Consider the following 13,882-nt stretch of genomic DNA (forward strand, 5'->3'; position numbering starts at 1 on the left):
AAGTATATCATAGTTTTACAAAAATGAAAAGAGCCCCTTTCGAGGCCCTCATTCCAATACCCTTTAGAAACAATATTCTTCCCAGGCTTCTTTCAGACAATCCAAAAATCCTGCTTCTTCAATATCCCGGTCAAACAGAATATTTACACTTCCGATCTCTTTTCCATTAATGAGATATACTGCTTTTCCTGCTACATCACCTTTTTTTACCGGTGCTGTAATCTCTTCACTCATTTTAATCTCTTTTTTTATCTGTGATAAATCCTGTCCTTTTGTATCCAGATATCGGAATTCGCCTTCGTAGTTACAGCCTGCCTGATCTTCTACCCCCTTTTTCACTGTGAGCATCGGCAGTTTATCATCATTCTTGTCTATGTACAGGGCACACTTTCCGAATCCATAGTTTAAAAGTGTTGCAGCATTGTTAAACCGGGTTTTCGTATCCGGAGCCTTTAAAATCACGCTGATTAACTCAATATCGTTACGGATCGCCGTAGCCGAAAGACAATACTTTGCCGTACTGGTACTTCCGGTTTTAAGTCCCATGCATCCATCATAGCTGCGCAGAAGTTTGTTCGTATTAGTCAGTCCAAATTCTGAAGAACCTTTATTCGTTACATGGGTGATATTTTCCATCCATATAGTAGAGTATTCATAGATCTTAGGGTAATTTGTAACCAGTTCTCTGGACATCACTGCAACATCGTATGCCGATGTATAATGATCCGGTGAATCGGTAAGACCGCAGCAGTCAATAAAATTAGTATCATTCATTCCCAGTTGTTTTGCTCTTTGGTTCATTTGACGGACAAATTCCTCTTCACTGCCTGAAATTCTTTCTGCCATTGTTACCGCAGCATCATTTCCGGAAGCAATAACGATACATTTTATCAAGGTCTCAACTGTCTGTTTCTCTCCTTCTTCCAGGTAAACCTGTGATCCGCCCATAGACTTTGCATGAGCACTGGTAACCACTTCCTCGTCCATTTTAATCTTACCTGCATCTAATGCCTCAAATATCAGCAGCAGTGTCATAATCTTTGTGACACTGGCAGGGTTTAATTTCTGATGTGCATCTTTTTCATAAAGTATTGTTCCCGTTGAAGCTTCCATTAACACTGCGGATGGCGCTTCAATCGTCACCGCAGCATCCGATGCTGTCTCTTCTTCTGCTTTTACAATTGCAACATTTTGAAAAAGCAGAATGACAGCCATAAATAATGCTAACCATCTCTTCATAAAAATAACCGCTCCCAAATCATTCTATACCTAAATATAAGCGATTTGAGAGCGGTTTATGCTTCTTTTATTCAGTTTTCTGAAAATCATCCCCGATAAAAGTTCACAAGGCTGTCCCGAAACTTTCTGGCACGTTTTGGCACAGACGGGAATTTGGCTTTACAAAGGTGAATGGTAAAATCGATCATGTAATAAACCATTAAGATACCGGCTGCCACACAGCCTACTTTATAACTGTAGCTGTCGGCCATCATCATGACTCCCTTTTGCAGGAAAGTAAATAATATAATGGTGTAAAAACCCCATGCAATCGAACTTTCCAGACATAAAATTCCTTTATAGTTAAAAGGTTTGTTAGAGTAATCCCACCATACTTCACCAAAAATATGTAACATTACTTTTGCTACGAACCATTCCCAGCCAGTGGCCAGAAGGCTTCCCGCAATAAACAGTACCACATAATTTCCTGCTAACGGCTCTAATATAAAATAAGCAGCCACAGCTCCAAAACCATAGATCGGGCAGATCGGTCCAAAGATAAATCCGCGGTTTACCCATCTCTTTTCACAAAATGACATATAAATGGATTCTACAACCCAGCCTAAAATACTATATATAAAAAACCACTGTACGATATGATAAATGTCCGTTCCTATAACCGGATAATTCCAAGGCATATATTCACTCCCCTTTGCTCATCTTTTTCAAATATTTCAGTAACTTGTCCTGATTTGCAATTATCTTATCATACTTTTTCTAAATATACTATACACTTTAGGAAAACTTAGAGAAACTTAAAAAAAAATTAATAATATAAAATTTTTATAATAAAGGAGCAAATAAGCGTAGTAAATTTTGCAGGCCGCGGATTACAATATTACGCTCTCTGCAGAATTCCTCCGTTATTCTGGTACTTACTTCTATGGTTTCAAAAACATCTTTCTTAAGCTGCATCACCGCTTTCGTTCTGTACATCCAGACGGCACATTCAAAATGCAGATACAGGCTTCTATAATCCATATTAATAGTGCCTACAATTGCCAGTTCATCATCACAGACAAAGGATTTGGCATGTATAAATCCAGGCTGATATTCATAGATCTTCACTCCTGCTTCCAGGAGCTGTGCATAGTAAGACTGGGTCAGTAAGAAGACCATCTTCTTATCCGGTATCCCTGGTGTAACAATTCTTACATCCACTCCATTTTTTGCAGCCAGGCACAGCGCTGTCATCATCTCATTGTCGATAATCAGATAAGGAGTGAAAATATAGACATACCGCTTAGCCTTTGTAATTGCATTTATGTAAACATTTTCTCCCACGATTTCATCATCCAATGGGGTATCTGCGTAAGGCTGAACAAAGCCTTCCCCTCTAAATGGTTCTTTATGATATACGTGAGGCATATAATTTTCTAATTTATCTTCCATACCGGTAATTACATTCCACATCTGAATGAACATAACCGTAAAATTCCGTACCGCTTCTCCTTTTAACATAACCCCGGTATCTTTCCAGTGGCCAAAACGCTTCTTACGGTTTATATACTCGTCGGCGAGGTTAATTCCCCCGGTGAAGCTGGTGTGCCCGTCAATAACAGTTATCTTCCTGTGGTCACGATTATTCATGATTACGGATACAATGGGGCGGAAGGGATTAAAAGCTGCGCATTTGATTCCTTTTGCCTGAAGCTGTTTGTAAAACTGCGCAGGCAGGGTATTAACGCATCCCATATCATCATAAATCAGCCGGACATCTACACCTTCGGCTACTTTTCTCACCAAAATCTCCAATACAGACTCCCACATCATCCCCTTATCTATGATGAAGTATTCCATAAAGATAAAATGTTCTGCCTTCTCCAACTCCTGTATCAGGCTTTTATACAGCTCTTCCCCAATTCTGAAGTATTCCGTCTCTGTATTTTGATATACCGGAAATCCGGCATAATCACGGATATATTTAGACTGGTTATCCATATGATAATCCAGTTCATTTAAATTCTCCCTGACATCTTTCTTTTCTTTCAGAACAACATCTGTTTTTTTTACTTCATTATCAAATTTTTTCTGGGTTTCGCTTGCCAGTCTGGATTTTCCAAATATCAGGTAAATCACTGCTCCAAAAACAGGAACCGACAAAATCAGCATGGTCCATGCCAGCTTATAAGACGGATTCATACGTTTATTGACAATCCATAGAACTGCAGCTATACAAGCTACCGTTATAAATACAGATAACACCGGAAACATTCGTTCCAATCGATATGCCATAAGTACAATCCAGAAGACTTGAAAACAAATAGCAACTCCAACATAAAACAGCCTGCTGAAAACAAGCTTTAGTATTTTTTTCATAATTTTACCCCTGAACAGCGCAAGCTGGCTTATGCTATTCCTTAATTAGTAGTTTGAAAGCAATTTTCTTTCAAATTTTTCCTTTAAAAAATCCTTGACCATAATCTAAACTATGGCCAAGGATTTTAACTGCACAAATTAATTAAATTTACGTTTACGAGCAGCTTCAGATTTTTTCTTACGTCTTACGCTTGGTTTTTCGTAATGTTCTCTTTTACGAATTTCCTGCTGGATACCAGCTTTAGCGCAGTTTCTTTTAAAACGACGTAAAGCGCTATCTAAAGTCTCATTCTCTTTTACGATTACATTCGACATAGTCTCACACCTAACCTCCCTCCAGTTGTAGATTGTGCATAATACAACTGTACGGGTATTTTTATTGCACTAATAGTTATTATATCATATTTTTTACATACGTCAACTAATTTTGCAATTTTTTTTACTGAAGCTGACTTTCCAGTACTTCTCTTACCTTAGCAATTGCATCATCCACACCCGCAGGGTTCTTTCCGCCTGCCTGAGCCATGTTCGGACGGCCGCCGCCGCCACCGCCAACAAGAGCTGCAATTCCTTTAATCAGATTACCTGCATGTGCGCCCTGTTTGCAAGCTTGATCGGTTGCCATTGCAAGAAGGCTTACTTTTCCATCGGTAACGGATGTCAGAACGATTACGCCTTCTCCCAGTTTTTCTTTCAACTGGTCTCCAAGATCGCGAAGTCCGTTCATATCTACATCTGCAAGTTTTGCTGCCAATAGTTTAATACCCTTTACTTCTACTACCTGATCCATAACATCTCCAAGTGCATCTTTTGCAAGCTTGCTCTTCAGAGAATCAATTTCACTCTGCATCGCTTTTGCTTCCGCAGTCATGTGGTTCAGTTTGTCTAACAAAGTTGCGGGAGTTGCTTTTACCAGTTTGGCAGCTTCCAGCAGCTCTTCTTCCATCTCTTTATAATATGCAAATACACCATCGCCAGTCAGTGCCTCGATACGGCGGACACCTGCTGCAATCCCTGCTTCCGAAACAATCTTGAACGTTGTAATAACACCGGTATTTGCAACATGGGTACCACCACATAATTCTTTTGAGAAATCACCCATGGAAACCACGCGCACATCATCGGCATATTTTTCACCAAACAGTGCCATCGCACCGCTCTTTTTGGCTTCTTCCACATTCATTACTTGTGTCACGACCGGAAGCGCTGCCTGAATTTCTTCATTTACAAGAGCTTCTGTCTTTGCAATCTCTTCTTCTGTCATAGCGGCAAAATGCGCAAAATCAAAACGAAGACGGTCCGGAGTTACAAGAGAACCTTTCTGTTCAACATGAGCACCTAATACTGTCTTTAATGCTTTTTGCAGTAAGTGGGTCGCACTATGGTTTTTGCAGGTATTTGTTCTGTTCTTTGCACTCACTTCCAGCGTAACGGTATCATTTACTTTGAACATACCTTTTATTACTTTACCTACATGACCTACTTTGCCTCCCAGCAGCTTAATAGTATCTTCCACTGCAAATTCTGCATCAGCAGTCTTAATAATACCTTTATCGCCTTCCTGACCACCCATGGTAGCATAGAAAGGAGTCTGCTCTACGAAAATCGTTCCTACTTCCCCATCCGCAATTGCTTCCACAATTTCTTTATCTGTTGTGAGAACTGTAATCTTAGAAGACACGCTCAAGCTGTCATATCCTACAAATTCCGTAGTCACAGATGGATCAATTTCATCATAAACCGTAGCATCCGCACCCATATAGTTTGTCACTTCACGGGCAGCGCGGGCTTTCTTCCTCTGTTCTTCCATCTCTGCTTTAAATCCCTCTTCATCGATGGTATAGCCCTTTTCTTCCAGAATCTCTTTTGTCAGATCCAGCGGGAAGCCATATGTGTCATACAGGGTAAATGCATTTACACCAGACAATGTCTTCTCTCCTGCTTTTTCCATATCTTCCTGCATTCCTGCAAGAATCGTGAGACCCTGATCAATTGTTTTATTAAATTTATCTTCTTCCTGTGTCAGTACTTTGAAGATAAAGTCTTTCTTTTCATCCAGTTCCGGATATCCGTCTTTGGATTCTGCAATAACTGTAGCACTTAAATCAGCCAGGAATTTACCTTTGATTCCAAGTAAACGTCCATGACGGGCCCCACGGCGGATCAGACGGCGAAGAACATATCCTCTGCCTTCATTTGTCGGCATAATTCCGTCGGAAATCATGAATGTTGCAGAACGGATATGATCTGTAATCAAACGGATCGATACATCTGATTCATCATTTTCTTTGTATTTAACATTTGCAAGTTCACAGACTTTGTTACGCAGAGTTGCTATGGTGTCTACATCAAAAATAGAATCTACTCCCTGAACTACAACAGCCAGTCTTTCCAATCCCATACCGGTATCGATATTCTTCTGCTGCAGTTCTGCATAGTTACCTTCTCCATCGCTTTCAAACTGTGTGAATACGTTGTTCCATACTTCCATATAGCGGTCGCATTCACATCCAACGGTACAATCAGGGCTTCCGCAGCCGTACTCTTCACCGCGGTCATAATAAATCTCGGAACATGGACCACAAGGTCCGGCACCGTGCTCCCAATAGTTATCAGCCTTTCCAAAGCGGAAAATACGTTCGGGTGCAATACCGATTTCTTTATTCCAGATCTCAAATGCTTCTTCGTCATCCTGATAAATTGACGGATATAATCTGTTCTCATCCAGACCGACTACTTTTGTCAAAAACTCCCAAGACCATGCAATAGCTTCACTTTTAAAATAATCCCCAAAAGAGAAATTACCAAGCATTTCAAAAAATGTACCATGCCTTGCTGTTTTGCCTACATTTTCAATATCGCCTGTACGGATACATTTCTGACAGGTAGTTACTCTCTTTCTCGGCGGAATCTCCGCACCTGTAAAATATGGCTTTAATGGAGCCATTCCCGAATTGATCAATAATAAGCTTTTATCATTATGCGGAACCAGAGAAAAGCTCTTCATTGCTAAATGTCCCTTACTTTCAAAATATTCCAAGAACATTTTACGCAGTTCATTTACACCGTATTTCTTCACAAATCTATCCTCCTGATTATCCTTCGTTGTTTATATTTAGACCGCTGGATCGTGTCTTACCTGTATAGGTACACGCTTTATTTCTGCACAGACGTACTCACCTGCTCTGCAGCAACTTTTGCATCCTTGCGGTCACGCAGAAACTTGCCAAATCTTATTCCCCCGAATGCCACTGCTGCTACCAGAATCATCTTCACTACTGTTTGTATAAACACTACCCAAAATTCCATTTAGCTACCTCCATAAATTGTGGTTAAGAGCGTGCAGACTGGTACAATGATTATTCAAACACGCTCTGGCCGGCAGCAACGTTTAACGCTGCCTGCCGGCTGATGTGATATTAGTCCACCTTAATTTGATGATACCCCTTTTTCCCTTTTTTAATCATTAAAACACCGTCTGCATCCAAGTCAGCAGAAGTAAACTTACGGTCAATTTCCGTTACTTTTACATCATTTACGCTGACACCGCCCTGGAGTATAATTCTTCGTCCTTCGGAACGTGATGCTGCCAGTTTGGTCTCAACCAGAAGTGTAATCAGGTCTTTTCCTTCATCCAGTTCTGCTTTGCTGTAAACCGTGGTGGGCATGTCCTTTGATTTGCCTCCGTCTGCAAATAATGCACGTGCTGCATCCTGTGCTTTTTTCGCTTCTTCTTCCCCGTGGACAATCTTGGTTATTTCAAATGCCAGGACATCTTTCGCATGGTTGATTTCTGCACCTTCCAGCGCTCCCAGCCTGCGGACTTCATCCATCGGAAGGAAGGTTAACAGTCCAAGACATTCTTCTACTTTTACATCCTCAATGTTTCTCCAGTACTGGTAGAATTCGTAAGGAGAAGTCTTTTCCGGATCAAGCCATACGGCTCCCTTCATGGTTTTACCCATTTTAATCCCCTCACTGGTTGTCAGAAGTTTGAAGGTAAGTCCAAATGCCGGCTTCTGTTCTTTTCTACGGATCAGTTCCACACCTCCGATAATGTTGGACCACTGATCATTGCCGCCTAATTCCATTTTACAATCATACATTTTGTTTAATTTCCAGAAATCGTAGGACTGCATTAACATGTAGTTAAATTCAAAGAAAGTAAGTCCTTTCTCCATTCTCTGCTTGTAGCAGTCCGCAGTGAGCATTTTATTTACAGAAAAATGAACGCCGACCTCTCTTAAGAATTCTACATAATTTAAATCCAAAAGCCAGTCTGCATTATTGGCAATGATTGCTTTATCATTGTCAAAATCAATAAATCTGGATAACTGCTCTTGGAATCTCTTAGCATTGTGTTGAATTGTTTCCATTGTCATCATGGAACGCATGTCAGATTTTCCGGATGGGTCTCCGATCATAGTGGTACCGCCGCCTAAAAGAGCAATTGGCCTGTGTCCGGCCTGCTGCATATGCATCATAGCCATAACGGTGAGGAAATGTCCTGCGGTAAGGCTGTCTGCCGTCGCATCAAAACCAATATAAAATGTTACGGACTCCTTACCTAATAATTCGCGTATTTCTTCCTCGTGTGTTGTTTGTTCGATAAATCCTCTTTCTTTTAAAATATCGAATACATTTGCTGCCATCATCATTCCTCCTAATTCACTGTTTTTAATATAACATATGGGTTTGTGTATTTCAAGTAGGACGAGCATCTGTTTTTACCCACAAAAAAACTCCCGCCCTTTAAATTGAAAAGGACGAGAGTAAAAACTCACGTGTTACCACCTTTTTTCACAGCCAGCTCGCACTGTCTGCCTCTCTAAGTACAGAAATTCTATACTTTGTCACTATAACGTGTGCACAATCCGTCGCAGCCTACTTTTTCAATATATATTAAAAGTTCGGTACGCAGCTCAAAGAGGTATTCACAACAAGTCTCTCATGCGCCTCTCATCAACCGGCTGCTTTCTGTATGATACCTCTTATTGCTACTTATTCTTATCATCGCCTTATCTAATGCATTCATTATAAGAGCCGTTTTCGGTTTTGTCAACGGGTATTTTTATTTTACCTGCAATGACCTGGTAATCATATCTTGCCCGATCATCGCTTTGATGGTCACCATGCCCTTTTTCTTTGCTTTTACCAAGCCTTTTTTATTAATTGTGGCAATAGATGGCTTACTGCTTACCCATGTTACTTTTTGAGAAACTCCTTTTACTTTCAACTGCATCTTTTTACCAACTTGAAGGCTGGATTTAAATCCGGATATATAAACAGAGCTGATCCTGGATGCCTGTTTCAGATTTGCAATTGTAATTTTACCATTCGTCTTCCAGGAAACTCCTCTTGCCGGTTTCACCCAGACTTGAATCTTCGATACCTTCTGTCTGTATTTCCACTTTGATAAGTCTGCTGAGAACTGTTGCTTTCTGCCGGTTAAAATGGATGAGGCAGCTTCAAATATATGCTTTCCGTTGAAAAAGCGGACCCTTACATCTGCTTCCTTTGCCCTGGTTCCACTGACCATGATATCGAAGATAAAACGGCTTCTCGACTTAAAGCTCAGCGGCTTTTTAAATTTTTGTCCCACACCGCGGTATAAATTATTATTTGCATTACTGTCCACATTAAGTGTAGTTTCATTTCCGGAGGAATCCGTACCTCCGTTATATGTATAGTTCCAGAGATTAGCAAGGTTCTTCTGCCCCTTACTCTTCTTAACCAGATAAAGGTTCCCGTTATTATAGGTGGTCATCTTTTTAAATCTGCTCCAGTTAAACCCTGAAATCTTGCTGCTCCAGCTTGAAATACCGATTTCTTTTAATGCAAATTTACTAATAGTTTCTGATGCCGTTGTATCAATGTATTTAAATACATCCCAGATTCTTTTTTGCATATATGCGTTTTCAGTCTGACCCGGACGATTACTCCAGATTCCGGCAAAAATCCCCTGATTTTCTTCTTCCACATGATCAACATGCCTGGTAATAATCAGGGAATCAATCTGGCTGTTGAACTCCGTGATGTAATAAGCATAGGCATAAGCTGCCGCCTGCAATTTTTCATCTTTTCCACGACCGCCTGTATAAGAGGAAAATCCCTGTTCTGACAAAATTACTCTGCAATTTTTATTCTTCTTTTTTACATAATCAGTCAATACTTTGATATTATTCATGGTAATATATTGGGAGCTGCTGCTGCCCCAGCCGATATCATCCCAGAAAACAGGGTCAGTCAGCGGCTGCGGGTAAGCATGATATGCCACATTCCATGGTATATTCCCCTCTTTTTTCAAAGCACTTACAAAGCCGTCCAGGGTACTTTTTGCTGTATAGGATCCTCCGTTTGGCTGTAATTGGTTCCAGCAGTTTGTCAACGGAATATATACCCGTGCATTGCTGTAGATACTTCTCAGAGCTGTGGATATCACCCGGAAACTTCTGGCATAGCTTTTCGTATATTTGGACCTTGACATTCCGCCCATATAATTGTACCGGATATAATAATCTACTTCATTGCCTACTATCCAGTTAGATATCCTGCCATTTGCTTTGGACGAGCCCATATAACGCTCTCCCAGGAATGAAACCAGCGCCGACAGATTCTTAACCCCTTCTTCATTCATGGTATTCAGCCCATAATAAGCTTCTGCTCCACCCTGAGCACCCGGCGGAACCAGCACAGATGCCTGTGGCTCACCACGCAGAAGCAGGATTCCCGAGACAACCACATTGCTTTGTGTCAGGCTTCTCACCTGTGAATCCACACCACTGCAGCCCGACTTGGAAAACCAGTAAGTCTTTCCTTCAAAATTATAACGATATGCATTACTGTCATTTTTCTGCCATTCATCTACCATAAATTCATCCATCAGAATGTTAACTGCTGCGTGCTTAATCCCCAGATCTTCTGCATCTGCCAGCATTTGCGGACTAACCTGCAGCCCTTTTTTAGATGTTGCTTTTGGAAAAGCATAACGGTATTTTGCTGCCGCATCCGGATTGGTAATATAAGACGGATCGCTGACAATCTCATATGCTCCGGACTTTCTCTTCACTGCAATGACAAACTTATTGTAAAGTACACTGTCGGGCTTATCCTTGTTCAATGCAGCCTTAAGCCCAATGGATTTACTACGCCTACAGGATGCCAATGGCTTGGTGCTTCCCTTTATTCTGGAGGCATAAGGCCTTAATGCAAACAAGTAATACTTTCCATCCGTACCCGATGCAGACACAGAGCCTTTCGCACGAATCACCACCTGATTCCTGTTTGCCGTATTAATCATACAGCTTTGGATCTCCATCCCTTTTTTCGCCGCCTGCACCGATACCGGAACAAATAGTAATACTAGTGCAAATAGAAAGATCCCTCCCTTAAATAACTTTTTCATAACACACATATATCTTTCTCCTTAACCCAGGTAACTTTTACTGCATTAATCCTTCGTCTACGATCAGATTTCTGCCATCTGCTGCTGTAGTAGCTAATTCATCACATCTCTCGTTTTGTGCATGGCCATCATGCCCCTTCACCCAGATGAATTTCACTTCATGCGGCTCTTTTGCAGCAAGAAGCCTTTTCCACAGATCTATATTCTTAACCGGTTCATTTTTTCCCCGTTTCCAGTTCTTCTTAAGCCAGCCGTCAATCCATTTTTGGTTAAATGCATCTACCACATATTTAGAGTCAGAATACAGCTCTACCTGGCAGGGACGGTTCAGGGCTTCCAGCCCCACAATTGCAGCCATCAGCTCCATACGGTTATTGGTAGTCTTCACATATCCCTGGCTGTATTCCCTTTTATGTTCCTGCCCCTGAGCATCCACACAGATCAGAATCGTTCCATAGCCCCCTGGTCCGTCGGGATTTCCTCTTGCCGCACCGTCGGTATAAATTTTTACCAGCATTTTACTCCTCCTTTAAATCCTTTGAATCTTTTCAATTACAGAGACCATTCTCCGGTCTCAATAAACCTCTTCGCTGTATTTTCGGCATTATTAATAATCTCTTTTTCATATCCGATAATGCTCAGCAGCTTGATCGCATTTCTGGATGTTGCCCTTCCTGAATACAGCTTATAATCAAATAAAATATCATTTTTATAGACTTCTTCCTGGAAATGGTAATTGTCATAATCCTGTTCCAGAATATGTGTCAACTCGATATCATGGGTTGCCGCAAAGCTTAAAATATAACTTTGTGCCATACTTTTCAGTATCTGGGAAGAAGCCGCAATACGTTCTACAGTATTCGTTCCCCTGAGTACCTCATCCACAAAGCACATAATCGGTTTTCCCTCTTCCATCTTATCCAGAATACGTTTTAAGGATTTAATCTCTACAATGTAATAACTCTCCTGGCTCATCAGGTCATCTCTTAATGCCATGGAAGAATACACTTCGTAAAAATTTGATTTAAAAGTTGTAGCCATACAGGTATAAATGGTCTGTGCCAGAATTCCATTAATGGCTACGGTTTTCAAAAATGTAGATTTACCCGAAGCATTGGATCCGGTCAATAGTACACCTTTATTCGCAGTGATGGAATTTTTCACAGGGTTATCAATCATAGGGTGATAAAGGTCATGTGCTTCCAGAAATGCATCCTTTGAATCTGAAAGTTCGGGAATGGCATAATCCTCCATCATGGTTCGAAAAGATGCGATGGCAATTGCAACTTCCAGCATTCCCATATTGTCCACCATGACTTTAAAGCTTTCCAGGTTATCTTTTAGTTCTTTAATTACGGTACGAAACTGAATCATATCGATATGAAATGTGTAATTTACATAATCCACTATAATATTCCCTACACCGCCGCCACGGTCACTGCTGGCACTTCCCGCCAGTAAAAAGAATGTATTACGTTTAAACTTATTGAACTTCTTCCTTGCCTCAATTGCCTGCTCCACATATTTTTTCACTTCCACACTGTCAGTGCTTGTTATGTGATCGGCCATTTTTATCAGCTGCACCATTACTTTACAGGAAAGCGTATAGGGAGATACCTTCCTTGCCTCTGTAAAATAGGATGTCCAGCTATAAGCAAGTACGCAGATCATTCCCACGACACCCGACGGCGGGTTGACAAAAATCAACGCTGCCATAGCTATTGTTATCAGAATCGTAATGTAATGCTTCGCATTGGTCTGGGGTTCCAGATCTGCCAGATTATAGACATAATCAAACATGGAACGGCGTCCTGATTTTCCCATTTCCCCAAAACTCACCTGCAGCTTTTCCCGTTCCTCCTTATGAGTCATAAAATACTCAACTAAACGGTTCCTCTCTTCTAACTCCTCTTTCGAAAATGATGGTCTGCGCAGCACATCATACAGACAGCTTTCTCCAATACTGGAACCTGTATTATTTAAAAGCATGAAAATTGTATCCATGTCCAAATCATTCCAGGTAATATCATCAATTGCATATCCTTTTTTTCCGTTTAACTCAAAATAATGGCTGATAGCCTCAAATTCCGCATATTCATATTCCCTGTCCGGCCTTTGCCCCCATGCCAGACGTGCCTTTCGCAATATGCTCTTCTTCCGTCTGTTATTATCAAACACGCAATATGCGCCAAAGCATACCAGCACGAGTATTACCACGGCTAACACAACTAGTCCCTGTTCCATCTTGCTCCTCTCCAGCTATAAGATCTGCCTCACTTTTTCCACCACATCTTTTGCTTTCCTGTGGTCTGTTCCTGTTGCTGTAACTCCTACTACAATCTGCTCTTTCCTGGCTATACCCGGAAAGTAAAAATCGCACTTATTTTTGTCGCTGCATACATTTACTGTAATCCCCATGCATTTACAGACACTGTAGATATCATCATTTGTTTTGTGATCATTTGTGGCAGCGATCACAATATCTGCCCCATAAATATCTTCACGCTCATAATTTTTCCTGAGGATTCCAATCACGCCGCTGCTTTCCAGCTCCTGCAGTTCCGGATTTACTTCCGGTGCGATTACTACCAAATGGTTTGTGAATTCAATAAGGGAACGGATTCTCCTTTTGGCTATGGTACCTGCACCTACAACTACCACCTTTTTTTCGGACAAATCCACAAACATTGGAAAATAGGGTTTTTTCTTTTCTGCCATCTTCCTCACTCCCTTGCCATGTATTCCTATTTTCTTACGCTTACCATCATATCACATGCGAAAATAAAGTTAAACCTGATTTTACAAGAAATATCTAGAATTTTTATTATAGATGTATTATAATGGAACTGTTTTAGACCGTTCTGGGCCGGCGGAGCATTC

11 protein-coding genes and 1 other annotated feature are annotated in these 13,882 nt (G+C 41.0%); all 11 genes read right to left on the reverse strand.

Annotation, left to right across the window (positions count from 1 at the left end; all coding sequences use genetic code 11):
• Positions 1-63 precede the first annotated feature (63 nt).
• Positions 64-1,239: a D-alanyl-D-alanine carboxypeptidase family protein gene (locus tag QR40_RS23550; RefSeq protein ID WP_044289447.1), complete on the reverse strand. Its 1,176-nt coding sequence runs from the start codon at positions 1,237-1,239 to the stop codon at positions 64-66.
• 86 nt (positions 1,240-1,325) lie between these two features.
• Positions 1,326-1,916 (reverse strand): putative ABC transporter permease, encoded by a 591-nt coding sequence (locus QR40_RS23555; RefSeq protein WP_027294687.1) that lies wholly within the window; start codon positions 1,914-1,916, stop codon positions 1,326-1,328.
• Between the two features lie 145 nt (positions 1,917-2,061).
• A complete protein-coding gene (gene cls / locus QR40_RS23560) occupies positions 2,062-3,597 on the reverse strand; it encodes a cardiolipin synthase (protein ID WP_044297034.1) in 1,536 nt (511 codons plus the stop codon).
• A gap of 138 nt (positions 3,598-3,735) precedes the next feature.
• Positions 3,736-3,912 (reverse strand): 30S ribosomal protein S21, encoded by a 177-nt coding sequence (gene rpsU / locus QR40_RS23565; RefSeq protein ID WP_006864570.1) that lies wholly within the window; start codon positions 3,910-3,912, stop codon positions 3,736-3,738.
• 124 nt (positions 3,913-4,036) lie between these two features.
• Positions 4,037-6,676: an alanine--tRNA ligase gene (gene alaS / locus QR40_RS23570; protein ID WP_044297036.1), complete on the reverse strand. Its 2,640-nt coding sequence runs from the start codon at positions 6,674-6,676 to the stop codon at positions 4,037-4,039.
• Positions 6,677-6,753: 77 nt separating this feature from the next.
• On the reverse strand, positions 6,754-6,906 hold the full coding sequence (locus QR40_RS32115; RefSeq protein WP_176731112.1) for a hypothetical protein: 153 nt from the start codon (positions 6,904-6,906) through the stop codon (positions 6,754-6,756).
• Positions 6,907-7,016: 110 nt separating this feature from the next.
• On the reverse strand, positions 7,017-8,249 hold the full coding sequence (tyrS, locus tag QR40_RS23575) for a tyrosine--tRNA ligase (protein WP_027294694.1): 1,233 nt from the start codon (positions 8,247-8,249) through the stop codon (positions 7,017-7,019).
• Positions 8,250-8,356: 107 nt separating this feature from the next.
• Positions 8,357-8,620 (reverse strand) — a binding site (T-box leader).
• 48 nt (positions 8,621-8,668) lie between these two features.
• Positions 8,669-11,011 (reverse strand): DUF5722 domain-containing protein, encoded by a 2,343-nt coding sequence (locus QR40_RS23580; RefSeq protein ID WP_044297037.1) that lies wholly within the window; start codon positions 11,009-11,011, stop codon positions 8,669-8,671.
• A gap of 28 nt (positions 11,012-11,039) precedes the next feature.
• Positions 11,040-11,519: a ribonuclease HI gene (gene rnhA / locus QR40_RS23585; RefSeq protein ID WP_027294696.1), complete on the reverse strand. Its 480-nt coding sequence runs from the start codon at positions 11,517-11,519 to the stop codon at positions 11,040-11,042.
• 35 nt (positions 11,520-11,554) lie between these two features.
• Complete coding sequence (locus QR40_RS23590) at positions 11,555-13,246, reverse strand: MutS-related protein (protein WP_044297038.1); 1,692 nt, start codon at positions 13,244-13,246, stop codon at positions 11,555-11,557.
• Between the two features lie 15 nt (positions 13,247-13,261).
• Positions 13,262-13,720: a precorrin-2 dehydrogenase/sirohydrochlorin ferrochelatase family protein gene (locus QR40_RS23595; RefSeq protein ID WP_027294698.1), complete on the reverse strand. Its 459-nt coding sequence runs from the start codon at positions 13,718-13,720 to the stop codon at positions 13,262-13,264.
• Positions 13,721-13,882: the final 162 nt, after the last annotated feature.

This window comes from Robinsoniella peoriensis, assembly GCF_000797495.1.
GTDB lineage: Bacteria > Bacillota > Clostridia > Lachnospirales > Lachnospiraceae > Robinsoniella > Robinsoniella peoriensis.

Excerpts from the sequence above, each read along its gene's own strand:
- QR40_RS23550 (WP_044289447.1), bottom strand. The coding sequence starts at position 1,239 with ATGAAGAGATGGTTAGCATTATTTATGGCTGTCATTCTGCTTTTTCAA.
- QR40_RS23555 (WP_027294687.1), bottom strand. The coding sequence starts at position 1,916 with ATGCCTTGGAATTATCCGGTTATAGGAACGGACATTTATCATATCGTA.
- cls (WP_044297034.1), bottom strand. The coding sequence starts at position 3,597 with ATGAAAAAAATACTAAAGCTTGTTTTCAGCAGGCTGTTTTATGTTGGA.
- rpsU (WP_006864570.1), bottom strand. The coding sequence starts at position 3,912 with ATGTCGAATGTAATCGTAAAAGAGAATGAGACTTTAGATAGCGCTTTA.
- QR40_RS32115 (WP_176731112.1), bottom strand. The coding sequence starts at position 6,906 with ATGGAATTTTGGGTAGTGTTTATACAAACAGTAGTGAAGATGATTCTG.
- tyrS (WP_027294694.1), bottom strand. The coding sequence starts at position 8,249 with ATGGCAGCAAATGTATTCGATATTTTAAAAGAAAGAGGATTTATCGAA.
- QR40_RS23580 (WP_044297037.1), bottom strand. The coding sequence starts at position 11,011 with ATGTGTGTTATGAAAAAGTTATTTAAGGGAGGGATCTTTCTATTTGCA.
- rnhA (WP_027294696.1), bottom strand. The coding sequence starts at position 11,519 with ATGCTGGTAAAAATTTATACCGACGGTGCGGCAAGAGGAAATCCCGAC.
- QR40_RS23590 (WP_044297038.1), bottom strand. The coding sequence starts at position 13,246 with ATGGAACAGGGACTAGTTGTGTTAGCCGTGGTAATACTCGTGCTGGTA.
- QR40_RS23595 (WP_027294698.1), bottom strand. The coding sequence starts at position 13,720 with ATGGCAGAAAAGAAAAAACCCTATTTTCCAATGTTTGTGGATTTGTCC.